Origin of the sequence: Geobacillus thermoleovorans, assembly GCF_001610955.1 — a bacterium.
GTDB classification, from domain to species: domain Bacteria; phylum Bacillota; class Bacilli; order Bacillales; family Anoxybacillaceae; genus Geobacillus; species Geobacillus thermoleovorans.
In genome coordinates this window covers 1658109-1682847 of the sequence record NZ_CP014335.1, presented here as the reverse complement: position 1 = coordinate 1682847, position 24739 = coordinate 1658109, and the positions used below count along the sequence as shown (strand labels likewise).

At 52.5% G+C, this 24739-nt stretch carries 20 protein-coding genes, 7 tRNA genes, 1 rRNA gene, 3 pseudogenes and 1 riboswitch; of the genes and pseudogenes, 25 read left to right on the top strand and 6 right to left on the bottom strand.

Annotation, left to right across the window (positions count from 1 at the left end):
- Positions 1–6: 6 nt before the first annotated feature.
- A complete protein-coding gene (locus GT3570_RS08445) occupies positions 7–1371 on the bottom strand; it encodes an RsmF rRNA methyltransferase first C-terminal domain-containing protein (RefSeq protein WP_020279614.1) in 1365 nt (454 codons plus the stop codon).
- A 28-nt stretch (positions 1372–1399) separates the two neighbouring features.
- Positions 1400–1993 (bottom strand): glycerol-3-phosphate 1-O-acyltransferase PlsY, encoded by a 594-nt coding sequence (gene plsY, locus GT3570_RS08440; protein ID WP_011231258.1) that lies wholly within the window; start codon positions 1991–1993, stop codon positions 1400–1402.
- A 175-nt stretch (positions 1994–2168) separates the two neighbouring features.
- On the opposite strand from plsY, the gene GT3570_RS08435 reads away from it, so the two are divergent.
- The 4 genes and pseudogenes from GT3570_RS08435 (at position 2169) to GT3570_RS08425 (ending at position 5579) form a co-directional block, all read left to right on the top strand.
- Positions 2169–2594 (top strand): OsmC family protein, encoded by a 426-nt coding sequence (locus GT3570_RS08435; protein WP_011231257.1) that lies wholly within the window; start codon positions 2169–2171, stop codon positions 2592–2594.
- A gap of 83 nt (positions 2595–2677) precedes the next feature.
- A pseudogene (locus GT3570_RS17920) lies at positions 2678–2830 on the top strand (P-II family nitrogen regulator); the annotation flags it as partial.
- Positions 2827–3681, top strand: a pseudogene (locus GT3570_RS08430) (ammonium transporter); the annotation flags it as partial. The pseudogenes GT3570_RS17920 and GT3570_RS08430, both read left to right, overlap by 4 nt.
- A gap of 275 nt (positions 3682–3956) precedes the next feature.
- Positions 3957–5579: a bifunctional metallophosphatase/5'-nucleotidase gene (locus GT3570_RS08425; RefSeq protein WP_062898622.1), complete on the top strand. Its 1623-nt coding sequence runs from the start codon at positions 3957–3959 to the stop codon at positions 5577–5579.
- 169 nt (positions 5580–5748) lie between these two features.
- On the opposite strand, the gene pepT is transcribed toward GT3570_RS08425, so the two are convergent.
- Positions 5749–6984, bottom strand: a complete 1236-nt coding sequence (gene pepT / locus GT3570_RS08420) for a peptidase T (RefSeq protein ID WP_011231254.1) — start codon at positions 6982–6984, stop codon at positions 5749–5751.
- A 310-nt stretch (positions 6985–7294) separates the two neighbouring features.
- Here pepT and GT3570_RS08415 point away from each other — a divergent pair, with 310 nt between their 5' ends.
- Positions 7295–8512 carry a threonine synthase gene (locus GT3570_RS08415; RefSeq protein WP_033845420.1) on the top strand — a complete coding sequence of 406 codons (1218 nt, stop codon included), beginning with the start codon at positions 7295–7297 and terminating at the stop codon, positions 8510–8512.
- Positions 8513–8596: 84 nt separating this feature from the next.
- A riboswitch (FMN riboswitch) is annotated at positions 8597–8729 on the top strand.
- Between the two features lie 156 nt (positions 8730–8885).
- A complete protein-coding gene (locus tag GT3570_RS08410; RefSeq protein ID WP_014195866.1) occupies positions 8886–9470 on the top strand; it encodes an ECF transporter S component in 585 nt (194 codons plus the stop codon).
- Positions 9471–9514: 44 nt separating this feature from the next.
- On the opposite strand, the gene GT3570_RS08405 is transcribed toward GT3570_RS08410, so the two are convergent.
- A complete protein-coding gene (locus GT3570_RS08405; protein WP_014195865.1) occupies positions 9515–10129 on the bottom strand; it encodes a sulfite oxidase-like oxidoreductase in 615 nt (204 codons plus the stop codon).
- A gap of 332 nt (positions 10130–10461) precedes the next feature.
- Between GT3570_RS08405 and GT3570_RS08400 the strand changes: the two genes are divergently transcribed.
- From GT3570_RS08400 to GT3570_RS08380, 5 genes and pseudogenes are all read left to right on the top strand, one after another.
- Entirely contained in the window at positions 10462–11148 is a 687-nt protein-coding gene (locus GT3570_RS08400) for a DUF969 domain-containing protein (protein ID WP_014195864.1), read from the top strand.
- On the top strand, positions 11149–12111 hold the full coding sequence (locus tag GT3570_RS08395; RefSeq protein ID WP_014195863.1) for a DUF979 domain-containing protein: 963 nt from the start codon (positions 11149–11151) through the stop codon (positions 12109–12111). It begins immediately after the preceding gene.
- A 29-nt stretch (positions 12112–12140) separates the two neighbouring features.
- On the top strand, positions 12141–12788 hold the full coding sequence (gene pcp, locus GT3570_RS08390; RefSeq protein WP_013523781.1) for a pyroglutamyl-peptidase I: 648 nt from the start codon (positions 12141–12143) through the stop codon (positions 12786–12788).
- A 41-nt stretch (positions 12789–12829) separates the two neighbouring features.
- Positions 12830–13069, top strand: a pseudogene (locus GT3570_RS08385) (transporter, sodium/bile acid symporter family protein); the annotation flags it as partial.
- Between the two features lie 278 nt (positions 13070–13347).
- Positions 13348–15018 (top strand): DUF6044 family protein, encoded by a 1671-nt coding sequence (locus GT3570_RS08380; RefSeq protein WP_033007538.1) that lies wholly within the window; start codon positions 13348–13350, stop codon positions 15016–15018.
- 46 nt (positions 15019–15064) lie between these two features.
- On the opposite strand, the gene GT3570_RS08375 is transcribed toward GT3570_RS08380, so the two are convergent.
- Positions 15065–15697 carry a DUF2238 domain-containing protein gene (locus GT3570_RS08375; protein WP_011231249.1) on the bottom strand — a complete coding sequence of 211 codons (633 nt, stop codon included), beginning with the start codon at positions 15695–15697 and terminating at the stop codon, positions 15065–15067.
- A gap of 307 nt (positions 15698–16004) precedes the next feature.
- On the opposite strand from GT3570_RS08375, the gene GT3570_RS19080 reads away from it, so the two are divergent.
- The 9 genes from GT3570_RS19080 to GT3570_RS08335 all read left to right on the top strand — a co-directional run bounded on the left by GT3570_RS19080 (position 16005) and on the right by GT3570_RS08335 (position 17466).
- Positions 16005–16094 carry a putative holin-like toxin gene (locus tag GT3570_RS19080; RefSeq protein WP_021322622.1) on the top strand — a complete coding sequence of 30 codons (90 nt, stop codon included), beginning with the start codon at positions 16005–16007 and terminating at the stop codon, positions 16092–16094.
- A 342-nt stretch (positions 16095–16436) separates the two neighbouring features.
- Positions 16437–16553: ribosomal RNA gene (gene rrf, locus GT3570_RS08370) — 5S ribosomal RNA — on the top strand.
- Between the two features lie 9 nt (positions 16554–16562).
- A tRNA-Val gene (locus GT3570_RS08365) sits at positions 16563–16637 on the top strand.
- Positions 16638–16641: 4 nt separating this feature from the next.
- Positions 16642–16713 (top strand) — tRNA-Ala (locus GT3570_RS08360).
- A 6-nt stretch (positions 16714–16719) separates the two neighbouring features.
- A tRNA-Leu gene (locus GT3570_RS08355) sits at positions 16720–16802 on the top strand.
- A gap of 17 nt (positions 16803–16819) precedes the next feature.
- Positions 16820–16912 (top strand) — tRNA-Ser (locus GT3570_RS08350).
- A 297-nt stretch (positions 16913–17209) separates the two neighbouring features.
- Positions 17210–17282 (top strand) — tRNA-Thr (locus tag GT3570_RS08345).
- 10 nt (positions 17283–17292) lie between these two features.
- Positions 17293–17374, top strand: a tRNA-Tyr gene (locus tag GT3570_RS08340).
- A gap of 18 nt (positions 17375–17392) precedes the next feature.
- Positions 17393–17466 (top strand) — tRNA-Ile (locus GT3570_RS08335).
- 229 nt (positions 17467–17695) lie between these two features.
- Here GT3570_RS08335 and GT3570_RS08330 read toward each other — a convergent pair.
- Positions 17696–18544: an MBL fold metallo-hydrolase gene (locus GT3570_RS08330; protein ID WP_011231248.1), complete on the bottom strand. Its 849-nt coding sequence runs from the start codon at positions 18542–18544 to the stop codon at positions 17696–17698.
- A gap of 146 nt (positions 18545–18690) precedes the next feature.
- Here GT3570_RS08330 and GT3570_RS08325 point away from each other — a divergent pair, with 146 nt between their 5' ends.
- From GT3570_RS08325 to parE, 5 genes are all read left to right on the top strand, one after another.
- Positions 18691–18990: a phasin family protein gene (locus tag GT3570_RS08325; protein ID WP_011231247.1), complete on the top strand. Its 300-nt coding sequence runs from the start codon at positions 18691–18693 to the stop codon at positions 18988–18990.
- Between the two features lie 51 nt (positions 18991–19041).
- Positions 19042–20718: an ABC1 kinase family protein gene (locus tag GT3570_RS08320; protein WP_014195854.1), complete on the top strand. Its 1677-nt coding sequence runs from the start codon at positions 19042–19044 to the stop codon at positions 20716–20718.
- Between the two features lie 365 nt (positions 20719–21083).
- Positions 21084–21674 carry a CBO0543 family protein gene (locus GT3570_RS08315; protein WP_021322623.1) on the top strand — a complete coding sequence of 197 codons (591 nt, stop codon included), beginning with the start codon at positions 21084–21086 and terminating at the stop codon, positions 21672–21674.
- A 491-nt stretch (positions 21675–22165) separates the two neighbouring features.
- Entirely contained in the window at positions 22166–22585 is a 420-nt protein-coding gene (locus GT3570_RS08305; protein WP_011231244.1) for a CoA-binding protein, read from the top strand.
- Between the two features lie 160 nt (positions 22586–22745).
- Complete coding sequence (gene parE / locus GT3570_RS08300; RefSeq protein WP_011231243.1) at positions 22746–24683, top strand: DNA topoisomerase IV subunit B; 1938 nt, start codon at positions 22746–22748, stop codon at positions 24681–24683.
- Positions 24684–24739: the final 56 nt, after the last annotated feature.

The following is a 24739-nucleotide window of genomic DNA, read 5'->3' as shown; positions in this document are numbered from 1 at the left end:
GATGCTTCAGATGAGACGGAGCCCTTTTGGATAAAAGTTTTTCACCGTTCCTTTCACTTCTTTCCCCCAGGCGAACGGAAATCCATCCACGGCCACAAGCAGCCAACCGCGGTCGCCGCCGGTGGAAAGCGTCTCGCCGCGCCAATATTGGACGATTTCGCGGCTCGCGCTCGATAGGTCAAGCACATGTTTCGCTTCCTCTGTCCGCAACGCCAAGGCAAGGGCATGGTTCGGCTCAAACCGCTCTTTTTTCACATCCCCTAAGTGCAACCCGGCGCGGACGATTTTCAAACCGGACAAATCCGGGCAACGCTCGGGCAACACAGTCAAATGGGCGCCAAATGACACGAACGTGCCGTCTCGCTCTGTCCGCAATGCCTCTTGTTCAAACTGGCGATACAGGCGGATAGCGGCTTTTGGCGCGCTCGATTTCGCCCACCGCCCTCGCCAAGGTGAGGTGGGCCGCTGTTTTTGGAGTTTGGCGACAAAATGCCCTTCCCCTTTCAGACGGTGCGGCCAAAGGCGGGCGGTGTGTACGAGATCGGATCGATTGGTTTTCGTCCACTCCGGCCGCCCTGGCTCGATGCCGCCGATTTTCGCAATGGGCAACAACTGCAAATCCTCGTACGTCTCAAGCAGCCATTCAATCGTTTGTTCGTTTTCCTCCGGAGAGAACGTGCACGTGGAATAGACGAGAATGCCGCCTTCTTTCAGCATCGCATAGGCGCTTTCCAAAATGCGCCGCTGTCTGGCCGCACATTCTTCCACATAAGCCGGGCTCCAAAACGAAGCGGCCTCTTCATCCTTGCGAAACATTCCTTCGCCGGAACAGGGGGCGTCGACTAAAATTTTGTCAAAAAAGCCCGGAAACTGCTCGGCAAGCGCCTCGGGAGTTTCATTGACGACAACGGTGTTCGTCAAGCCGAACCGTTCGACGTTCTCTGCGAGCGCTTTGACCCGTTTCGGGTGGATTTCGTTGGCGACAAGCAGCCCTTTGTTTTCCATCATCGCTCCAAGCTGGGTCGTTTTCCCGCCAGGGGCGGCGCACAAGTCAAGCACCCTCTCCCCAGGGGCGGGACGCAGCGCTTCGGCGACCGCCATCGCGCTCGGTTCTTGAATGTAATACAGGCCGGCCGCATGGTACGGATGCTTTCCCGGCTGTTCGTCCGGCTCATAATAAAACCCGGTCGGGCAAAACGGCACCGGGGAAAGGGAAAAGGGCGCCGTTTTTGCCCATGCGCCCGGGTCGGTTTTCAACGGATTGACGCGCAAGCCGTTGATTTTTTCATTTTCATAAACAGCGAAAAACTCGTCTGCTTCTTCATCAAGCAGCTTCTTCATTTTCGCGACAAATGCTTCCGGCAATCTCAACGCAGCAAACTCCTTTCTCCGTCCGTCGTCATGAGCGTTTGCCTGGCCATTTCACTTTTGGCTCCGTTTTGTTCAAGATGCGTTGAATGTTGGCGCGATGACGATAAAAGATAAACGAAGCCAGCAACAACACCGCCACCGTCAATGGAATGTCGTCCGTGAAAAAGACGGTGTACACGACCGCATACAGCGCCGCGGCCATCGATGACAGGGAGACGTAGCGTGAAACAGCCAAGACGACAAGAAACACGGCGATGAGCGACAAAAAGAACAACGGCGAATAAAACAGCATCACCCCGCCCGATGTCGCCACCGCCTTGCCGCCGCGGAATTTGGCGAACACCGGATACATATGGCCGACTACGGCGATCGCCCCGGCCAAAAGCGGATGCACGGGGACGGAAAAAAGCATCGGCAAGCTCGCCGCCAGCGTCCCTTTTAGCATATCGCCGACAATGACGATCGTTCCCGCTTTCGCCCCAAGCACGCGGAACGTGTTTGTTCCCCCAAGATTGCCGCTCCCGTGTTCGCGGATGTCGATCCCGTAGCCGATTTTCCCGACAAGAAGGCCAAACGGAATCGAGCCGAGAAGATAAGCAAGAAGCAAAATGAGTGCGGTCATCGAATCAAACACCCTTTACTCAACAAGTTTGTGCATGTTTCTATTTTAACATGCATGAGCGAAAACGGTAGACAGGAATTTTGCATTTCAAGGACATAGCCGCTAAACTGAAAAGAAGAAACGGGCTGTCGGAAAGTCCGTCCGACCCCGGACAGATGAGAAAGGAGCGACCATGATGAAAACGACGGTTGTATGGAACGGAAACATGTCATTCAGCGGCCAAAGCGCTTCCGGTGTGGTGATTCCGATCGACGCCGCGAAAGACGTCGGCGGCAACGATTCAGGCGCTCGGCCGATGGAGCTTTTGCTTCACGCCTTAGCCGGCTGCACCGGCATTGACATCGTTTTGATCTTGCGGAAAATGCGGCTTGATGTCCGCGCGTTTTCGATGGAAGTCGAAGGAACGCGCGCCGATGACCACCCAAAGCGGTTTACAGAGATTCATATTCATTACGCGCTCGAAGGCGATTTGCCGGAAGACAAGGTCGTCCGCGCTATTCGGTTGTCAAAAGAAAAATATTGTTCCGTTTCCCATTCGTTAAATGCCGCCATTACAGCGAGCTATTCGATCAACGGCGTGCGCGGGAAGGAGACGATCTAACAAGGAGAAGGGCTTGACGTTCATGGCCGTTTCGCGTGGCATAGCGTCGAATGACAATACGATGAAAAAGGTGTTCCGATACGATTAAAGGGCTGAAACAGATCGGCATCACCGGGTTTACCGTTTCGCAAGTCGTTGGGCGGGGAAAACAGAAGGACACGCAAGAAGTTTACCGAGGAAAAAACTACAAAGTGACGCTTCACCCGAAAGTGAAGCTGGAAATTGTTCTTTCCGATTTGGGATGAAAGATTTCGCAGGGTCAGCAGCGATTCATGCGCTCGGCGGCTTTGCGGCACTGGCGATCGCCAAGCGGCTTGGGCCGCGAAAAGGGCGGTTCAACTCGGACGGTAGTGTGAACGTATTTGCGCCGAGCAATATTCCGCTTGCTTCGGCTGGGGCGTTCATTTTATGGTTTGGCTGGTTTGCGTTTAATGCGGGCAGTACGCTCGACGCATCCAATAAAGCATTGGCATCGATCGCCCACAACACGATGCTGTCAGGGGCGGCCGGAGGCGCGTCGGCGCTCTTCGTGACGATGAAAAAGTACGGAAAAGCCGATCCAAGCATGGTCATGAACGGTGTATTGTCCGGTCTGGTGGCCATTACGGCCGGTTGCGCCTTCGTTTCGCAATGGAGCGCGGTGCTGATCGGTCTTGTGAGCGGCGTCATCGTCGTCTATGCGACGCTGTTTGTCGATGCATTGAAAATTGACGACCCGGTCGGTGCGGTGGCGGTTCATGGGTTTAATGGGGTGTTTGGCACGTTCGCCGTCGGCTTGTTCGACTCGACGCAAGGATTGTTGACGACCGGTCATGCGTCGTTGTTCATCACCCAACTGCTTGGCGCGTTGACAGTCATCGTTTGGGGCTTCGTCAGCGGTGCGCTCATCGCGAATGTGTGCGACAGCACGGTCGGGCTCCGGGCGACAGAGCGTGAGGAAGAAGAAGGTCTCGATATGGCGTACCACGGCATTCCGGCTTACAATGAACTCGAGCGGTTTGCCGATCTCCCGGGCGGGTTGTACGATTTTGAGGAGACGACCGGCATTCGCGTTGCTCCGTTAAACAAGAAAAACGCGGTCGGTTGAACGCTCTCCCACCTACGCTTGTGCTTCGAGGTGGGAGATTCTTGGGAACACCCGCCCCACGGCAGGCTGTCCATCGAGCTAAAAAAGAAAGGCTGTCCGAAGAGATACGTTCAACAGACTCTATCGGGCGGTCTTTTTTGTTTCTGTTGTTCTCAACAGTCAGTTGTGAATTTACAAAATATTTACGAGAAATCATCCTTTCTGCTCTATCATTGTACTGACTCGCAAGGATATAATGGGAGTGAACGAGAAGGCGAGAGAAAGGGGAACCGGGAATGAAGAATTCCAAACGATGGGGAAGACGGGTGCTATCCGCATTGGCTGTTGCAGCGGTGCTGGCCGCGGCTCCAGTTGGGGCGGCAGGGAACGGGAAAAGCAAGGGGAAGCCGCCTGCTTCTTCGCACCGTTATATTGAGGTGCAGCTGTTAGGCATTAACGACTTCCACGGCCAGTTGAATGTGACGAGAAAAGTCGGCGGGCGGGAAGTTGGACGGGCTGATTATTTAGCCGCTTATTTGAAACAGCGGGAGGCGGAAAACAAAAATACGCTGCTCGTCCATGCCGGCGATGCGGTTGGCGCCAGCCCGCCGGTATCGGCGCTGCTAGAGGACGAGCCGACGATCGAAGTGCTCAATAAGCTCGGCTTTGACGTCGGCACCCTTGGCAACCATGAGTTTGATGAAGGAGTAGCGGAAATGCTCCGCTTGATCCATGGCGGATATCACCCGGCGACCGGCGATTTCGCCGGAGCAGATTTTCCGTACGTGAGCGCCAACGTCGTTGATGCGCAAACGGGAAAGCCGATTCTCCCGCCATATGTGATTAAGCGGGTCAACGGCATGCCGATCGGATTGATCGGCGTCACGCTCACGGAAACACCAACGATTGTGACGCCAAGCGGCGTCGCGGGAGTCAAGTTCATCGATGAAGCAACAGCGATTAACAAAGCGGTCCGGGAACTGAAGAAAAAAGGGGTGCAAACGATCGTCGTTCTCGCCCATAACCCAGGCGTATCCAATCCGGATGGGACAAACGCAAGCGGGGAAATTGTCGATATCGCCAAAAATGTCGATGATGAAGTCGATGTGATTTTCGCCGGTCATAACCATGCCTATTTAAATGCGGTTGTGGACGGCAAGCTGCTCGTTCAGTCGTATTCGTACGGCACGGCGTTTTCTGATGTCGATTTGAAAATCGACCCGCGTACGAAAGACGTCGTCGCCAAAAAAGCGGAGATCGTGACGACCTATCATGACGGCATCACTCCGGACCCGGAAATCCGTGCCCTCGTCGAAAAATATGAAGCGAAAGTGGCGCCGCTTGTCAATCAAGTCGTCGGCACAGCAGCCGAAACGATCACCGATGAACAAAACGAAAGCGGCGAGTCCGCCTTGGGCAATTTGATCGCCGATGCCCAGCGGGCGGCGATGAAAACCGATTTTGCCTTTATGAACCCGGGCGGCATTCGCGCCGATATTGAACAAGGCGAAGTGACGTGGGGCGAATTGTACAACGTTCAGCCGTTCAACAACCAGCTCGTGAAAATGACGCTCACCGGCGCGCAAATCCGCCAGCTTTTGAATCAACAATGGCAGCCAACCCAAACGCGCATGCTGCAAATCTCCGGCCTCCGCTATACATGGAGCGCCAGCAAGCCGGTCGGAGAAAAAGTCATTGACATTCAGCTTCCTGACGGCACACCGCTAAAACCGGACGCCGAGTACACGGTGACAGTCAACAGCTTCCTCGCCGACGGCGGCGATGGGTTCACGGTGTTGACGCATGGGACAAACCGCGAGGTCGGCCCGGTCGATTTGGATGCCCTTGTCTCGTATATTCGCGGTCTTGAGCAACCGTTCTCAGCACGGATCGAGGGGCGGATCAACCGGCTTCCGTAACAGGTGTTGACCGAGGAAAAAGGATGGAAGGGCGAACGGTCGCTTATCTAATGAAGAAGGTGTCCCCAAAAGACTCGGGACACCTTTTCTTTACTCCTAATGGGCGGGCTTGCAGCCGCTTGTGCTTGGACGATCGAAAAAAGATCGTTCAAGAGAGTTTTTCCGCAGATCAAGATGCTTTTTGCTCGAACAGCTTGATGATCTCCACGATCACTTCGGCCGCTTTCACCATATTGTCGGCGGAAATGTATTCGTAGCGGCCGTGGAAGTTTTCGCCGCCGGCGAAAAGGTTCGGCGTCGGCAGCCCCATGTAGGAGAGCTGCGACCCGTCTGTACCGCCGCGGATCGGTTTCACCTTTGGTTCAATGCCCAAGTTCGTCATCGCTTCGTGGGCGATGTCAACAATGTGGCGCACCGGCTCGATTTTTTCGCGCATGTTGTAATATTGGTCGTTGATTTCGAGAGTGATTCGGTCGTTTCCATATTTTTGCGCAAGCGAAGCCGCGATCTCTTTCATTTTCGCTTTGCGAGCCTCAAACTGTTCGCGGTCAAAGTCGCGGATGATGTAATGAAGCTTCGTTTCCTCTACACTGCCTTGGAACGAAAGCAAATGGTAAAACCCTTCATATCCTTCCGTATGCTCAGGCGCCTCATGGGCTGGCAACTGCTGCTCGAACTCCATGGCGATTTTGATCGAGTTGATCATTTTTCCTTTCGCTGTGCCCGGATGGACGTTTTTGCCTTTGATCGTGATTTTCGCTTCGGCAGCGTTAAAGCTTTCATACTCCAATTCGCCAAGCGGCCCGCCGTCGACCGTGTAGGCAAATTGGGCGCCGAATTTGGCAACGTCAAATTTATGCGGCCCGCGGCCAATTTCCTCATCCGGCGTAAAGGCGACGCGCACTTTGCCGTGCTTGATTTCCGGGTGTTGAATGAGATAGTTCATCGCGGTCATAATTTCGGCGATTCCGGCTTTATCGTCAGCACCAAGCAGCGTCGTCCCATCGGTCGTGATGAGCGTATGCCCTTTGTAGTGAGCGAGCTCCGGGAAATCGTTTGGCGACAAGATGATGCCTTGTTCTTTGTTTAACACGATGTCCCCGCCGTCGTACGAGTCAATCAATTGCGGGTTGACGTTGGCTCCGGTAAATTCCGGCGCGGTGTCCATATGAGCCAAAAAGCCGATCACTGGCACGTTTTTGTCCGTATTGGCCGGCAACGTCGCCATCACGTAGCCGTTGTCATCGATCGTCACATCTTCCATCCCGATCGCCTTCAGCTCTTCGACGAGCATTCTCGCCAGCTCCCACTGTCCCGAAGTCGATGGGCACGTATGGCTGTTTGGATCGGATTGAGTGTTGACTTTCGCGTAGCGGATGAAGCGTTCGATGAGTTCCTGTTTCATTGGTTCATCTCCTTATGTATAAGTTTTTCTGGATCAGCGAATCATTCCGCCGATGCAGTGAGAAAAAAGAGGCGGTTTCCGTTTTATTTTACCATATGCGGCTTCAAACGGTAAAAAAGAGGGGACCATTTCCTACTTGGCGCTATGATGCCCCAAAGTTGGCGTACTGGCGTACGGACGCTGCCATTACAGGCGCCGGCGGCAGAGGACGGTTATGGTATAATGAAAAGGCCAGTGTCTCGTCAGAAACGCGAAAGTAGGTGCTTTCTGCCTCGTGCGGATGAAACAAATGGAAAGGAGAAGCCAAACCATGTCATTCAGCTACGTGTCTCATCTGTATTGTCCGAAGTGTGAACGTACATACGATGTCGACCAAATCCATCAACTTTGCGAATGCGGTTCGCCGCTTCTTGTCGCTTACGACTTGGAGGCGATGCGCCAAAAAGTCAAGAGGGATGTGCTGAGGGAACGTGAAGCGAATTTATGGCGTTATCATGAGTTGCTGCCGGTAAAGCATCCTGAACATATCGTGTCGCTCGGCGAAGGGATGACGCCGCTTGTGCCGATGCCGCGCTTAGGGCGGGAAATCGGCATTGAAGCGCTCTACATGAAAGACGAAGGGGTTATTCCGACAGGGACGTTTAAAGCCCGCGGCGCGGCGGTTGGGATTTCTAAAGCAAAGGAATTGGGCGTCAAACAGCTCGCGATGCCGACAAACGGCAACGCGGGAGCGGCGTGGTCGCTGTACGCGGCGCGGGCGGGCATTCAGGCGACGGTCGTCATGCCGGTTGAGGCGCCGGAACTGACGCGAAAGGAATGCGCCATCGCTGGGGCGGAATTGTATTTCGTCAACGGCCTCATTAGCGATGCCGGGCAAATCGTCGCCAAAGCGATCCGCGAATACGGCTGGTACGATGCGTCGACGTTGAAAGAACCGTACCGGATTGAAGGGAAGAAAACGATGGGGCTGGAGATCGCCGAGCAGTTCTCTTGGCAGCTCCCGGATGTCATTTTGTATCCGACCGGCGGCGGCGTCGGGTTGATCGGCATTTACAAGGCGATCAAAGAACTGCAGGCGCTCGGCTGGGTGGACGGCCGCATGCCGCGGCTGGTCGCTGTGCAGGCCGAGCATTGCGCGCCGATCGTCAAGGCGTGGAAGGAGAAAAAACGTGAATCGGAGTTTTGGCCGAACGCCCATACAGTGGCGTTTGGCATCAATGTGCCGAAAGCGCTTGGCGACTTTCTTGTTCTTGAGGCGGTGTATGAGACGAACGGCTGCGCCATTGCGATCAGCGATGAGGCGATTTTGGCCCAACAGCAGATGGTGGCGAAACTGGAAGGGGCGTTCATTTGCCCGGAAGGAGCGGCGGCGTTTGCGGCGGCACGAACGTTGCGCGAGAGCGGTTGGATTCGTGATGGGGAGAAGGTCGTCGTGCTCAACACGGGGACGGGATTGAAATACGCCGATTTGGTTCAAGTCGCCCCACCGGTGCTCGAACCGGGAGATTCGCTTCCGATGCGGGAATAATCAAGCCGCAAGCAAAAAATCGTAGACAAACCCAAAAAGGAATTGTATACTAAATTCATCGGAATAATAAAAAACGGATAAGCGATTCATCTTCGGGGCAGGGTGAAATTCCCGACCGGCGGTGATGAGGCGCTTGGCCTCTCAGCCCGCGAGCCGCAAGGCAGGATCCGGTGCGAGTCCGGAGCCGACAGTATAGTCTGGATGGGAGAAGATGAAGGTTTGCCGGCGTTCGTTTTGGCGCATGCGAACGTCTAGTTGCGCACACCCTTTTTCTCCCTTAAGCCTCGTTCGGTTTAAGGGAGTTTTTGTTGGCGCTCGCGGCGGCAGCCTTCTTCTTGTGAGGATGAATCACGAGAAGGGGAGGAGAACAAACATGAAACGCATTTCCATCCGCGCCTTTGTCGGCATCGGAGTGTTGAGCGCCATGGCGCATGTGCTCATGATGCTCAACTTTCCGCTGCCGCCGTTTCCGAACTTTTTGCTTGTCGACTTCAGCGACATCCCGGCGCTTGTCGCCGCGCTGTTGTACGGCCCGCTCGCCGGCGTGGCGGTCGAACTCTTGAAAAACGTGTTGAACTATGTTTTTGTCGGCAGTGCGACCGGCGTTCCGATCGGCCAAATCGCCAACTTTACCGCTGGGGCGGCGTTTATTTTGCCGGTTTCCTATATTTATGGGAAAGCCGCATCGAAAAAAGGCTTGCTGCTGGGGTTGGCGGCGGGAACAGTGACAATGGCGCTCGTCATGAGCGTGCTCAACTACTACGTCTTTATGCCGGCGTACACGCTTTTCCTTGGCGCTCCGCAGATGAGCGCGCCGGAAGCGAAGGCGTTGGTGGTATCGGCGATTTTGCCGTTTAACGCCGTCAAAGGAGCGATGGCGGCCATCGTATTTCAGCTTCTCTTTTGGCGTCTTCGTGCTTGGCTTGAGAAACAAGCGGCATCCCGCCAAGCCGCTTGATGATCAAAAAGCGAGGGATTTCCGACCCCTCGCTTTTTGCTTTGTCAAAAGCGAATCCGCGGCACCCACTCGGCAAACCGCTCCTCTTTAAACGGATTGGCGGTCATCGAATAACCGCGCTCTTCCCAGTAGCCCGGCTCGTCCTTTTTCATAAAGCGGATGCCGGACGCCCATTTCGCCCCTTTCCATAAGTAAAACGTCGCCGGCGGAATGAAACGGAGCGGATAGCCGTGCTTCGGCGAGATGTCCTGCCAGTCGTGATGCTTGTCTTTCCATCGATAGACAAACAAGGCATCATCGCCCATCAGCGCTTCAAGCGGCAAGTTCGCCGAATAGCCGAACCGGTCGCCGTTTAAATATCCGTAAATTTTCACGTATTTCACATCAGGATCTAGCTCCACAAAGCGCAAAAACTCGCGGAAGGCGATGCCTTCAAACGTCGTGTCGAATTTTGACCATGTTGTGACACAATGCATATCGATGGTTGAAACCGTCTTCGGCAGCTGCATCACTTCTTGATACGAAAGCGACACTTCCTCTTTCACATCGCCGAACAATCGGAAATTCCACGTCGCTTCATCGAATTGGTACACATCGCCCTCATGCAAAATCGGCCATTTTTCCGTTTCGAATTGGCCGGGAGGGAGTTGTTTGGTCATGGTTGGCACCTCCTTTTTCTGCTAAATTTCTCTTAATTATTCATGATACAAAATAGGGGCAAGGGATGCAACGAAGAGGGGGCTTGATGTATCATGACGGGTTCGGTCAAGTTGATGTTTTATTTTGTAAAGTAAATTTTCGGTAAGTATTTATTGATTTTTAATTTTTCTCAATTATATAATGATAATAACAAATTTGAAACTATTGTTCCGAAATGTGGAACGACAGATGGAGGAGAGGGGGATGCCGACTAAGAAATAGAGTGGGGTGAACGACGTAACGATTTGTATTAACATTTGCCGTAAAATGTGCTGGAGAGGAGAAGAGAAACATGGTGCTCATTGGAGTGTTGATCGTCATCATCGGCTTCATTGTTCGCATTAATCCACTTCTTGTCGTGACAGCGGCTGGATTGGCGACAGGATTGCTCGCCCATCAATCGCTGTATGACATTATTGAACAATTTGGAACAGCGTTTACGACCAACCGGTATATGGCGGTGTTCATCGCCACATTGCCCGTCATCGGCATTTTGGAACGTTTTGGATTGCGTGAACAGGCAGAAAGTGTCGTGGCGAAAATCAAAGCCGCGACAACAGGACGAATCTTGACCGCTTATTTGATCATCCGGGAAGCGGCTGCAGCGGCTGGGCTTACTTCCATCGGCGGCCATGCTCAAATGGTTCGTCCGCTCGTCGCTCCTATGGCAGAAGGAGCGGCGGAAGCGAAATACGGAAAACTGCCGGATCATGTCCGGGATGACATTCGCGCTCATTCCGCAGCGGTGGACAATATCGGGTTGTTTTTTGGCGAGGATGTGTTCATCGCCATCGGAGCGATTTTGTTGATGAAAGGATTTTTTGATCAAAACGGCATTCCTTCTGATCCGCTGCATATGGCGTTATGGGCGATCCCAACGGCCGTGGCCGCGCTGATCGTTCACAGCATCCGCCTGCATCGGCTGGACCGCTCGCTTCACAAGCTCTTTCATCGGGAGAATGGAAAGGGGAGAGAGTGAATGTGGTTGTCCATTGAAGCGGTGTACATATTTTTAGGCATTGTGGTTGTGTTGGGAAGCTTGTGGACCTTTGCCGATCGTCAAAACCCGAAGCGCTTCACATCAGGGTTGTTTTATTTCCTTTATGGTGTGACACTGCTGTTCGGCAGCATCATTCCCCCGTTTTACACCGGAGTGCTTGTGCTTATCATGGTGGCCATTGTCGGAACCGGGGGATTGAAGCTCGGAAGCTACCAAGAGGCGACGCCGGAAGAGAGAAGACAACATCGCGATCGATTGAAACATCGCCTGTTCATTCCGGCCTTGTTGATTCCGGTTTTGACTGTCATCGGTGTGACATGGCTGAAAAATGTCAAGGTTGGAAACGCTTTTCTTTTCGATCCGAAAAACGTGACTCTTGTGTCTCTCGGGCTAGCGACGTTCGTTGCTTTGCTCGTCAGCATGGCGATGACTCGGACCACTCCGTTTATGGCAGTTAAAGAATCGCGCAGGCTGCTTGAATCAATCGGCTGGGCCGCCCTCTTGCCGCAGATGCTGGCAACGCTAGGGACGATTTTTACGACTGCTGGGGTAGGCACCGCTGTGTCCAATTTGGTAGGAAACATCATTCCGACTCATTCATTGTTTTGGATTGTGGTGGCCTATTGTATTGGCATGGCTTTGTTTACGATGATCATGGGCAATGCTTTTGCCGCGTTTCCGGTCATGACAGCGGGGATCGCTGTTCCACTGCTGATCAAACAATTTGGCGTCGATGCGAATCATGTGGCCGCCCTCGGGATGTTTTCCGGCTACTGCGGCACCTTGATGACGCCGATGGCGGCGAATTTCAACATCGTGCCCGCCGCCTTGCTTGATTTGAAAGACAAAAACCACGTGATTCGCGTGCAAGTGCCGACAGCGTTGATTCTGTTGGCGTTCAACATCGCTGCAATGTATGTGGTCACTCTCATGGATTTATAATCCGATAACGGGAAAGGACTGAAGATACGATGAAAAAAGTGCTCGTGACCGGATTTGATCCGTTTGGAGGAGAAACGGTGAATCCATCGCTGGAGGCGGCCAAGCAAGCAGCCGGATGGAAAAACGATCGGTATATCGTTGAAGTTCGGGAGATTCCAACCGTATTTGGCCAATCATTAGAAATCTTGCATGATGCAATGAAGCAAGTGGATCCCGATATTGTGATTTGCGTCGGACAGGCGGGAGGGAGAGCCGATATTTCCGTTGAAAGGATAGCGGTGAACATCAATGATGCCCGCATTCCCGACAACGAAGGTCATCAGCCGATTGACGAACCCGTTGTTCCAGGCGGGCCTGTTGGCTATTGGTCAACTTTGCCGGTCAAAGCGATTGTCCATGAGTTGAGGCGTCACGGCATACCAGCCTCTGTCTCTTATACAGCGGGAACGTTTGTCTGCAACCATGTGTTTTACGGATTGATGCATTATATTGCCCAAGTGAAGATGCCCATTCGGGCCGGATTTATCCATATTCCGTATCTGCCGGAACAAGCAGCCCGGCATCCAGGACAGCCTAGCATGGCGTTAGAAACGATTGTGAAAGGACTGCGGATTGCCATTGACGTGACGGTCGAACGTGAAGAAGATATCCAAGCGGTTGGCGGGCAAATTTGTTAAGGGGGATTCGTCCAGTTGCCTTTGACTTCAGCCTGCCCCTTCTGCTCGGCATGGATTTGGCTAAACAAAAAGCGGTCGCCATGGAGGTAGGAATGCAAAACTCCGGATTGAGCGTGGCAATTGCCACAGCGAATTTTTCACCCTTGGCGGCTGTTCCAAGTGCGATTTTCAGCGTGTGGCACAACAATATATATATATCCGAAGCGATCCTCGCGGCGATTTTCAGCCGGAGGGAAGAGAAGGACCATCTGATAGGATTAAAGGAAAAGTCAAGGGTGTAGAAGCAGGTGTAAACAGCGGTTTTGTAAGAGAGAGGCCGCTGTTTTCTATTGTGTATTGTAGTGGGGAAGCTATCTACCATAAGTTGTCCTTAATATTTTAAGATAGGTGTGCATAGAGAAAATAGAAGGGGCAAAAAATGCGAATGAAGAGGAGACTGAGAAGAACGCGCAGCCCCCCTTTTCATAAATCACCACCCTCTTCGACCGTCCTTAGGAATAATTTTCTTCTCATTGCACACCGTATCCAATAGAAACTTGGAAACGGGAGCGTGATGCCGATGGCCGAACAAAGAGAACGATGGCTCTTCCTTTTGGCACTTTGCCTCATCGCCCTTTACGTGTCCCCGCTCTTTCTCCTTGGCGAGAACGCCCATATTCGCGTCCACGATAATTTGGATTCCAATATCGCTTGGTATAAGGTGCTCTCCGAAAGCGGAAAAATCACCGGGCCGCTTGACGCGAAGATTCCGCAAATCGCCAACGGCAAGTTGTCAAGAAATGCCCTCGGTTCGGAGTTGACCGGCATCGTCTGGCTGCACACGTTATTTCCCACGATGACTGCTTATGCGCTCAGCCAAACGATCACAAGGGTGGTGGCATTTTTGGGCATGTATTTGTTGTTGAAAACGCATTTCCTGCCCGAACCGCGTTGGATGGCTGTTCGCATCGGCGTGGCGCTCGCATTTGCGCTGACGCTGTTTTGGCCGTCGGGGATGTTAAGCACGCTCGGCATGCCGCTTGCGCTCTGGGCGTTTTTGAGCATCCGGAAAGGCGAGGGGGAGTGGAAACATTACGTCGCGCTCACGCTTCTCCCGTTTTATTCCAGCTTTGTGCTCGGGTTCTTTTTCTTTCTTGCCGCCATGGGCACTCTTTGGCTTTTGGATGTGCTGCGCGGGAAGGGGTGGAACATCCGCTTTTTGACTTCCATCGCTTACATGACGCTGTTGTATTTGCTTGTCGAGTACCGGCTTGTGTACTCGTTTTTATGGGAAGACGAGCCGACAAGCCGGGATGAGTACTTCCATGCCCGGTTGTCGTTTTGGCATTGCGTCCGCTTGACGTGGAAAAACTTTATCCTCGGCCACCATCACGTCATGACCGAGCATACCTTTTTTATTTTGCCGGCCTGGTTGATGGCCTTGTATCTTGTTTTCATGAAAAAACGATGGAAGCAAGAACGGTTATTTCTTTTCCTATTCGGACTGAATTTCGCCCTGTCGGCGTGGTATGCATTTTGGTTTTATAAAGGGTGGCTGCCGCTTACCGAGCGGTTTCATTTTTTGGACACGTTTAACTTTGCCCGCTTTCATTTTTTGCGCCCGCTTGTCATTTATGTGCAGTTTGCGCTGGCGCTGAAAATCGTATGGCAATACAGCGAAAAAGGAGAAAAGTGGGCGAAGCGGCTGCTAGCGGCCCAAGTGATCTTGGTGTTTTTGATTAACGAAGAAATCGTCTTCCGCTACGAGCCGACGGTGAAGCAATTTTACGCGGAAAAACAGTTCCAAGAAATCAAGCAATACATCGGGCTCCCGGTGTCCGACTACCGCGTCGTCAGCATCGGCATTCACCCCGCCATCGCCCAATACAACGGGTTTTACACGCTCGATACGTACAACAACTTTTATCCGCTGTCATACAAATACGAGTTCCGCAAAATCATTGAACGTGAACTGGAAAAAAGCAAAACGATCCGCACATATTTTGACGAATGGGGCGGGCGCTTCTATATTTTTACAGCAGAACTTGGAAAACGGTATATGTTTACAAAACAGTCGAAAAAACGGCTGAAGAACTTGCAGCTGAATACAGAACAGTTGAAAAAAATGGGCGGCCGCTATATTTTCTCGGCGGTTCCGATTGACAATGCGGCGGAAAATGGACTCGTGTTGGACCGTGTATTCACGTCCGATGAGTCGGCGTGGACGATTTATTTGTATAAGGTGAATTGAAAACAGCGGCTTCTCTTGAAAAGAGAAGCCGCTGTTTTACGAGCGCCTAGCTACGGGGCTGATCCAACCGCGCAAGTTGCCGGTCGTGCCACCTTGAGAGCAGCCATAGGGCAATCAGTGTCCCAATCAATGTGCATACCATATCCCATTGGGTGTCCCAAATATCGCCTTGTGTGCCCAAAAAGTCTTTCGATGCCTTTCCTCCTTTGGAGATGATGGAGACGAGCCATTCGATGATTTCGTACAGGGCGGCGATGGCGAGCGACATGCTTGTGACGATCGTGAAAAGCCAAGGGCCGCGCGACAGCGGCGTTTTCCGCAGCGCAATCTCCCTTAGGACGATGGCGAACGTCCCTTTGAGGAAATGGCCAAACCGGTCGTAATGGTTGCGTTCGAAATGGAACGCATCTTTGATCCAGTTAAAAAAAGGAACTTTGGAGTAAATATAATGGCCGCCGATCAACATGAGGACCGCCAGCATGGCGATGATGACATACGACATCGTTGTCAGCCGGAAGCGTTGATACAGGGCCATCACGATCACAAGCCCCACAAGCGCTGGGGCGACCTCAAGCGCCCACACCGCATAGCTGGTTGGACGAATGGCCGACCAAACGAACACAGCAGCGACGATCAGCAACAACAGCCCATGAATGCGGGTTTGCCTTGCTTGTTCCACCTTTTTTCCTCCTTGGAACAGCGAGATTCGTCTATGATCATTATTCGGAAAAACGCGGATTTTATGCGCTTGATGAAAACGTCGGAGTTTCAGCGGGCTATAAGAACCAGAGAGGAAGGGGCCGTGAAGATGCGGCGCGAAGTAACAGGCAAGGTGGGGGGATACCTCGGGTAGGGAAACATTCCTAATTTTCAACGAGGACGCGAATGTATATTCGCATTTGTTTGATTTGATGGTATAATGAAACATGCACAGCCATATGCAGGGTGGGCAGTGGCCACTCCCTGAACGAAAGGGGGTGGTGCTGATGATGTCGATTGCCGACGCGCTGACGCTCATGATTGCGTTTGCGTCACTCATCGTCGCGGTGATCGCCGTATCCAAAGACAAAAAGTAACCCACCCTGCTAGGCCGAGGCGAGGGTAGGTTACGATGCCCGAGGCTTGGGCCACTGCGCTTCTTGCAGCGGCTGTGTATGGACAGGGCATTGGTGGCCGCCAATGCCCTGCTTTATTGTACGTTCCTTCTTCTTTATTATACGCGTATAAAGAAGGGGATGACAAGAACTTTAGAGAAAGGGACAGTGAAGATCGAAAAAAATGAAAAAGAGGGTTGACTCTTTCATTTTTTTATAGTAAATTTTACATTGTCGTTCCGATTCTGAAGGAACTGAAATATAAAGATACAAAAAAACTTGACAAACTTTTGGATTGCTTTATAATAGAAATCGTCGCCATTGCCTAGTGGTGATAGCGGAGGGGAAACACCCGTTCCCATCCCGAACACGGAAGTTAAGCCCTCCAGCGCCGATGGTAGTTGGGGCCAGCGCCCCTGCAAGAGTAGGTCGCTGCTAGGCAAACAACGTGGAGTATTAGCTCAGCGGGAGAGCACCACGTTGACAGCGTGGGGGTCACTGGTTCGATCCCAGTATACTCCACCATCATGGGGCGTTAGTTCAGGGGGAGAACGCTTCGCTGGCAGCGAAGAGGTCAGGGGTTCAAATCCCCTACGCTCCATTGTATGCGGTCGTGGCGGAATGGCAGACGCGCTAGGTTGAGGGCCTAGTGGGGGCAACCCCGTGGAGGTTCAAGTCCTCTCGACCGCATCGCTCCAAACAGCTATGGAGGAGTACCCAAGTCTGGCTGAAGGGGTCGGTTTCGAAAACCGATAGGGGTGTCACAGCCCGCGGGGGTTCGAATCCCTCCTCCTCCGCCATAAATATTGACTTAGCTCAATTGGTAGAGACGAGCACCTGCTTCGTCGAGTCGGCTTCGAGTTGCCTCGACGCATCCTGCTTCCTCGAAACAGCTTGTAGAGGAAGAGGCACAGAGCACAACAATGAGCCACCTTCTTGCATTTATTTTATGCCGACTTAGCTCAATTGGTAGAGACGAGCATCTGCATCGTCGAATTTGCTTCGAGTTGTCCCGACGCACCCAGCTTCTTCGAATTGGCTGGTAGAGAAAGGGACACAACAAATGAACAATGAGCCACGATTTATATCATAATTATGCCGACTTAGCTCAATTGGTAGAGCAACTGAATCGTAATCAGTAGGTTGCGGGTTCGAGTCCTGCAGTCGGCATCACGATTACGGAGGGGTAGCGAAGTGGCTAAACGCGGCGGACTGTAAATCCGCTCCCTTTGGGTTCGGCGGTTCGAATCCGTCCCCCTCCATTTTTATTTCTTATAAGCGGGCCTATAGCTCAGCTGGTTAGAGCGCACGCCTGATAAGCGTGAGGTCGGTGGTTCAAGTCCACTTAGGCCCATCACTTATGATGGACGACAAGAATGATTCTTGTCGTCTTTTTTGCGTTGTCGCTAAAGGCATAATGTGCTCTACCATCTCCATGGAGAATCCTCTGACTTTCACATGTCAACGAAAGGGTGCCCCCGTTCAGACACCCTCCCTTGGTTTTTACTTGAAAGTGGTTTTAGCAGAGAAACTTCCGCTTCAAACAAAACTAGAAGCCGTTCACGGAACGATAGTCCGTTTGCCTAATGGACGTACTTCCCATAATCAGGGGTAGCGATACGGTCAAAATCACGGGCGAGTTTTGTCAACCCTTCACGCAGCTCTTTGCCGGCGACAGGAGCACCGTGTCCGGTGATGGCGACTGACGGAAAGAGTGCGGCTAACTTGCGCACCGACTCGCGGGCGGCGCGCCAATCGATGGTATAATAGCGCGGCGGGCCGCTGATTTCGATTTGTTGGGTCAACACTTTATACAGTGAATCTTGGCGGACGGTGACGAACGCGTCGCCGGCGATTAAAGCGGCGTCGCGCGGCCGAAATAACGAAATGTGGCCTGGCGTGTGCCCCGGTGTGTGGATCCAGCGAAATTCCGGCAAGTGCGGAACGGTGCCGTCCGCAGGGAGCGGCTGGACGCGGTTGCCTAATTGAATCGGCTCGTTCGGAAAAAACGGCGAGATTTTGGCGATGAAGCCGCCCTCGACGGAAGCGTCAGGTTCAGGATAGCTCGCCTTTCCAGTCAAATACGGCAGTTCAGCCGGATGGGCATACACCGGGACATTCCAATGCTTGACAAGCTCAACAATCGCTCCAACGTGGTCAAAATGGCCGTGGGTTAAAACAATGGCTTGCGGGCGGCTGCCGCTGCCAAAGCGGTCTTCCACGACTGAAACAATGTCATCGGCTGATCCCGGCATGCCAGCGTCGACCAATACAAACGCGTGGTCGTCCGGGCGGCCGACAAGACAAATGTTCACGATTTGGATCGTATGGCAGTACAAATCGGGCAGCACGCTGACGCCGAGGCCGCTTGCTGCCGATGTCGCGTGAATAAAATGATAGTCTTCTCCGTAATGCAATGGTTCGTCGGCCATCAAACCCCTCCTTTGAATCGTTGTCCAACGATAGCATGCCGCATCGACCTGTCTCCTATACAAAAGAGCTGCCGTCTAGCTCGACATGGATCGCCAAAGAATGGTACAATAAGGAAAACACAATGGCACAAGGAGGCTACAAACGAATGAGCATTTTGAAGAAAGGATTGGCATTCGGGCTGGGATTGGCGATTGCAAGCAAAGAACAAGTGGAAAAAATCATTGACGAGTTAGTCAAAAAAGGGGAATTGTCGCTTGACGAATCGAAGGAAGTGATCGATCAATGGAAACAGCAGACCGAAGCGCGGAAAACGGAAGTGCAGCGGCTTGTACGCGAGCAAATCAAGCAGGTGATCGATAAACTCGACTTGGCGACGAAAGAAGACGTGCGGCAGCTCGAGGAGCGAATCCGCCGTCTTGAAGAAAAGGAACAAAGCGGGCAGTAAACCGATGCGGCCTGTCCGCTCGCTTTTTGCCGCCTTAGGAGAGATGTCTCGATGATCGGAAAACGGATGCGCCATATCGGAAGGTATCACGAAATCGCCGCCTCCTTGCTTCGGCACGGATTCGGGATGATCGTCGATGAGCTCGGCTTTTCGTCGTTTCTTTCGTTGCCGCCGCGATGGAGAGCGGAGCAAGGGAAAAAGGAAGGAAAAACGGTTGGGGAGCGGCTCCGCCTTGTGCTCGAGGAGCTCGGCCCGACGTTCGTGAAGCTCGGGCAAATTGCTAGCACACGGCCGGATTTGATTCCCGCTCCGATCATCAGTGAGCTCGAAAAGCTGCAAGACCAAGTTCCGCCGTTTCCGTTTGCCGATGTCCGCCGGATTGTCGAAGCGGAGTTTGGAAGTTCGCTGGAAACACTCTTTCGTTCATTTGAGGAAATGCCGCTCGCTGCCGCTTCGCTTGGACAAGTGCACCGGGCGGTTCTTCCTTCCGGACAGGCCGTGGCGGTGAAAGTGCAGCGCCCGCACATCGCTGCGCGGGTGGAGACGGATCTGGAAATTTTGCAAGATTTGGCCGTGCTGGCGGAACGCCGTCTCGATTGGGCGGCAACCTACCAATTGTCTGAGATCATCGATGAATTGGTGCGCTCATTGCGGCAGGAGCTGGATTATACAGTCGAGGCGCGCCATGCGGAACGGTTTGCACGGCAGTTTACCGGCGATTCGTCGGTGTATGTCCCGAGGGTGTTTTGGGATTATACGACGAAAACAGTGCTCACGATGGAATATGTCGAAGGGATCAAACTCGGGGAGATCGAGCGGTTGAAAGCGAACGGCCACTCCTTAAAAACGATCGCCGAGCGTTTGGCTGAAGCAACCTTTAAACAAATGTTTGAGCATGGATTTTTTCATGGCGACCCTCATCCTGGCAATGTATTTGTTCTTGACGATGGAACGCTTTCCTTCATTGACTTTGGCTTGATGGGCCGCCTTCGACCTCATGTCAAACATCATCTTTCTTCACTCATCATCGCCTTAATGCGGCAAAACACGGATGGGGTGTTGGGTGCGATTTACGGTTTAGGAATTGTTCCTGACGGAGTCGATGAAGGAAAATTGCGCGATGATATTGACGAGTTGCGGGAGAAATACTACCGCGTCCCGCTCGGTGAGATCAGTCTTGGGGAAGCCGTCGAGGATTTGCTTTCGGTGGCATTTCGCCATGGCATTCGCATCCCAAGCGATTTGACGCTGTTAGGGAAAGCGCTGTTGACGGTCGAAGGGGTCGTGGAGACGCTTGATCCGCAGTTTCGCATCATGGATGTGGCCGAACCGTTTGGGAGAAAGCTGATGAAAGAGCGTCTTCGGCCTGACCGTGTAGCGGAAACGGCGTGGAAACGGATTTTCGACTACGGTGAATGGCTGCTTCGCTTGCCGGACAGCGTAAAGGAATGGACGAAAATGATGCGGCATGGCAAGCTTCGGCTGGAAATCACGGCGCCTGATTTGGAAACGCTGCTAAAGAAGCTCGATCAGATTACGAACCGGCTGTCGTTTAGCATCGTTCTTCTTTCGCTGAGCATCGTCCTTGCCGGGCTGATGATCGCTTCCTCGCTCGGGCGGCCGTCGACGCTGCTGTGGAAGATTCCTGCTGTTGAAATCGGATTAGGCGCGTCCGCTTTTCTGTTCGGTTGGCTGCTTTACTCGATTTTTCGTTCGGGAAAATTTTAGCGTTTGTTGCGCAATGATTTCTTTTTTCGGAGATTCTTGAAAGTTTGATGCAGTCCGATCCATGAAAGGGGCTGACCCAAAAGGCGATCTCTCCTCAAGAAAGACACAATATATAGTGTGACAGAGAAGCGGCTGGTGCTTATATATAGCGATGAGAGAGGGTGTCCCAGTCCTTTTGGGACACCCCCTTTTTTCATCAATAATAATAAATTTGCACGAAGCACATTTGTTAAGCCATGCTAGACAGCTTGATGGGGTGGAAAGCCGGTGAGGGCGCCGGAATAAATTCCACACTTTGGATTATACTAACAGTGCTGTCTGAGACAGCGTTTAGGGAGTGGGAAATGGGTTAGGGAGGATCGATGATGACGTTTTCTCTTCCTGTTGTTTGGACGGTGGAACTGGCAGCGGTCATGTTGAGTATAGCGGGAAGTTTTTGGATCGCCAAACGGCATATACGGAGATATGCGGTTTTGTATGCATTCAGTGCGGTGACAGGCATCGTTCTTTGCCTTGCGTTTGTCTATGCAGGCTTTTACTCCTTCCCTGTTAAGCTCGTTCCTTATACACCGATTCCGCTCGTTGAAATGGCAACCGTCATTCCGTTTTTCGTTTTGTTTGGAGTCAAGTACAGTCCGGAAAGCTGGGCATGGAAGTTGCCGTTTTACTTTGCGATGGTGCAGTTGATTATGTTGTTCGAGTTGGTTGCTCTTGTATCGCCGCTCCCTCTGATTGATTATAAGGAACAGTGGGATGTGTGGGATTCATACACCGCCTGGTGGCTGTATTTGCTTTTCTTTGAGTGGATGGGCGGAAAAATCGTCCCCCAAAAAGCGCGCTCTCCGCTTGCGGCTTCCTCTTTCCGCTACGGCCGGTGGGGATGGATGATCGTCCATGCGATTGCCATGACTACCGTTTTTTTAGCTGGGGTGTACGCCGGGTGGAACATAAAATAACTGGCAGCAGGCCATCCATGTTCGGACAGCCAGCAAACAGAATGTCTGGATGCGGACGAGAAAGCGGATCGATGCGTAGGCGATGAATATGATGTTCAAGTTTGCGTCTGTTGTGGCCGGCCTAGGGGGTGTGGGCGCTGTGCAAAAAAGATCGATGATTTTTTCCTTTTTCTATTGGCTGGGCAGGATTTTGATCTGGCTGGAGCGAAACTATATAGATGCAACGAAATCGTTTCACATATCCTTGACGGAAAAGTGGCTCATCCATTTTTGACTGTCGAAGGCAAGCCATAGGCTTGCCTCCGTCACGCTAAGGCGTGACGGAAGACCGAACAACGACTCGCTTAAAGACCCATTCATGGGTCTTTAAGCGGTGTTGTTCGGTCACTCGACAGTCGGATGAAATGATCGGTAAAAACGAAAAATGTTAAAGCTTTAAATTGCATCTATATAGTACAGCAAAAAGGAGAATAAAGGAGGGAGAGACCTCGATGTCCATTGTCAACCCAAGCCGGGAAGAAATCGGTGAAATTTTGCGCAAGGCGAAACGGATTGCCGTCGTTGGGTTGTCCAACAATCCGGAGCGCGAGTCGTATATGGTGGCGAAAGCGATGAAAGACGCTGGATACGAAATCATTCCGGTCAATCCGATGATCGATGAGTGGGAAGGCATTCCGGCGGTTGATCAACTAACCGATATCGAAGGCCATGTCGACATCGTCGATGTGTTCCGCCGCTCTGAGCATTTGCCCGAGCTGGCCCGCGAGTTTGTGCAAATCGATGCCGACGTGTTTTGGGCGCAGCTTGGCGTCGTCAATGAGGAGGCGTATCGCTTTTTGAAAGAAAAAGGCTACACGGTCATTATGGATCGCTGCATTAAAGTGGAACATGCGCTCACCAAGCGTGCTTAATCTTAATCCATGAAACGGCCATCTTGTTCGAGATGGTCCTTTCGTTTTTTTGTCGCACTTGTCCGAATTTGTCGGGGGATGTCAAAAGGCAATGGACAGTCGGGAAGTTTGTGGTACAATAGAAACAGGTGTTCTTGTTTTTGTAGGAAGGGGTGGCCTTGTGGCAAAGCATGCGACATACGAATATAACGAAGATGCCATTCAAGTGTTGGAAGGGCTCGAGGCAGTCAGGAAGCGGCCGGGGATGTACATTGGCAGCACCGACAGCCGCGGCTTGCATCATCTTGTCTATGAAATTGTTGACAATTCGGTCGATGAGGCGTTGGCCGGATACGGAAACTACATTTTCGTGCAAATACATAAAGACAACAGCATCACGGTTTTGGATGAGGGGCGCGGCATGCCGGTCGGGATGCATAAGCTCGGCAAGCCGACGCCGGAAGTCATTTTGACCGTGCTTCATGCCGGCGGCAAATTCGGCCAAGGCGGCTATAAAACGAGCGGCGGCCTGCACGGAGTCGGGGCGTCGGTTGTCAACGCCTTATCAGAATGGCTGGTCGTCACGATTCATCGCGACGGCTTCATTTACCGGCAGCGGTTTGAGCATGGAGGCAAACCGGTGACGACGCTAGAGAAAATCGGCACAACGAACAAAACCGGAACCATCATTCAATTTAAGCCGGACCCAACGATTTTCAGCACGACAGTCTTCGATTATGAAACATTGAGTGAACGGCTGCGCGAATCGGCGTTTTTGTTAAAAGGGCTGAAAATCGAACTCGTTGACGAACGGACCGGCATGCGCGAGGTGTTCCACTATGAAAACGGAATTGAAGCGTTTGTCGCCTATTTGAATGAGGAGAAAGATGTGCTCCACCCGGTCGTTTATTTTGCTGGCGAGCAAAACGGCATTGAAGTCGAGTTTGCGTTCCAGTTTCATGACGGTTATTCGGAAAACGTGCTGTCGTTTGTCAACAACGTGCGCACAAAAGACGGCGGCACGCATGAGGCGGGTGCGAAAACGGCGATGACGCGCGTTTTTAACGAATACGCCCGCCGTGTCGGTTTGCTCAAGGAAAAAGATAAAAATTTGGAAGGAACCGATATTCGCGAAGGGTTGTCCGCGGTCGTTTCGGTGCGCATCCCAGAGCACTTGCTGCAGTTTGAAGGGCAGACGAAAGGAAAGCTCGGAACGAGCGAAGCGCGTTCGGCCGTCGATGCGGTGGTGTCCGAGCAGCTGATGTACTTTCTGCAAGAAAACCCGGACGTAAGCGCGATGCTCATTAAGAAAGCGATCCGGGCCTATCAGGCGCGTGAAGCGGCCCGCAAAGCGCGCGAAGAGGCGAGAAGCGGCAAAAAGCGGAAAGGGAAAGAGGCGCTCTTAAGCGGCAAGCTGACGCCGGCGCAAGGGCGCAATCCGCAAAAAAATGAGCTCTATCTCGTTGAAGGCGATTCGGCGGGCGGTTCGGCGAAACAAGGGCGCGACCGTCGATTCCAGGCGGTGCTTCCGCTGCGCGGAAAAGTCATCAACACGGAAAAGGCGAAACTTGGCGATATTTTGAAAAACGAGGAAATCAATACGATCATCCACGCCATCGGCGGCGGCGTCGGGGCTGACTTTTCGCTCGATGATGTCAACTACGACAAAGTGATCATTATGACCGATGCCGACACGGACGGCGCCCATATTCAAGTGCTGCTTTTGACGTTTTTTTACCGCTACATGCGTCCGCTGATTGAAGCGGGAAAAGTGTACATCGCCTTGCCGCCGCTTTACAAAATCAGCAAAAAAAGCGGCAAAAACGAAATCGTCGAATATGCGTGGACGGACGAGCAGCTGAAAGAAATTACGAAAAAAATGGGCCGCGGCTATACGATTCAGCGCTATAAAGGGCTCGGCGAAATGAACGCCGATCAATTATGGGAAACGACGATGAACCCACAGACGCGTACGCTCATCCGCGTGCGCATTGAAGATGCGGCCCGCGCCGAACGGAGGGTGACGACGCTCATGGGCGACAAAGTCGAGCCGCGCCGCAAATGGATCGAAACGCACGTCGCCTTCGGGCTCGAAGAGGAACCGGGATGGATCGGCTGATGGCGGCGTGAAAAGGCGCCGCCTTTTTGGTGCTGATGTGTTAGGAAAGGAGAATG

Coding starts and splice junctions, on each gene's coding strand:
- plsY (WP_011231258.1), bottom strand. CDS start 1,993: ATGACCGCACTCATTTTGCTTCTTGCTTATCTTCTCGGCTCGATTCCG.
- GT3570_RS08435 (WP_011231257.1), top strand. CDS start 2,169: ATGAAAACGACGGTTGTATGGAACGGAAACATGTCATTCAGCGGCCAA.
- GT3570_RS08425 (WP_062898622.1), top strand. CDS start 3,957: ATGAAGAATTCCAAACGATGGGGAAGACGGGTGCTATCCGCATTGGCT.
- pepT (WP_011231254.1), bottom strand. CDS start 6,984: ATGAAACAGGAACTCATCGAACGCTTCATCCGCTACGCGAAAGTCAAC.
- GT3570_RS08415 (WP_033845420.1), top strand. CDS start 7,295: ATGTCATTCAGCTACGTGTCTCATCTGTATTGTCCGAAGTGTGAACGT.
- GT3570_RS08410 (WP_014195866.1), top strand. CDS start 8,886: ATGAAACGCATTTCCATCCGCGCCTTTGTCGGCATCGGAGTGTTGAGC.
- GT3570_RS08405 (WP_014195865.1), bottom strand. CDS start 10,129: ATGACCAAACAACTCCCTCCCGGCCAATTCGAAACGGAAAAATGGCCG.
- GT3570_RS08400 (WP_014195864.1), top strand. CDS start 10,462: ATGGTGCTCATTGGAGTGTTGATCGTCATCATCGGCTTCATTGTTCGC.
- GT3570_RS08395 (WP_014195863.1), top strand. CDS start 11,149: ATGTGGTTGTCCATTGAAGCGGTGTACATATTTTTAGGCATTGTGGTT.
- pcp (WP_013523781.1), top strand. CDS start 12,141: ATGAAAAAAGTGCTCGTGACCGGATTTGATCCGTTTGGAGGAGAAACG.
- GT3570_RS08380 (WP_033007538.1), top strand. CDS start 13,348: ATGGCCGAACAAAGAGAACGATGGCTCTTCCTTTTGGCACTTTGCCTC.
- GT3570_RS19080 (WP_021322622.1), top strand. CDS start 16,005: ATGATGTCGATTGCCGACGCGCTGACGCTCATGATTGCGTTTGCGTCA.
- GT3570_RS08330 (WP_011231248.1), bottom strand. CDS start 18,544: ATGGCCGACGAACCATTGCATTACGGAGAAGACTATCATTTTATTCAC.
- GT3570_RS08325 (WP_011231247.1), top strand. CDS start 18,691: ATGAGCATTTTGAAGAAAGGATTGGCATTCGGGCTGGGATTGGCGATT.
- GT3570_RS08320 (WP_014195854.1), top strand. CDS start 19,042: ATGATCGGAAAACGGATGCGCCATATCGGAAGGTATCACGAAATCGCC.
- GT3570_RS08315 (WP_021322623.1), top strand. CDS start 21,084: ATGACGTTTTCTCTTCCTGTTGTTTGGACGGTGGAACTGGCAGCGGTC.
- GT3570_RS08305 (WP_011231244.1), top strand. CDS start 22,166: ATGTCCATTGTCAACCCAAGCCGGGAAGAAATCGGTGAAATTTTGCGC.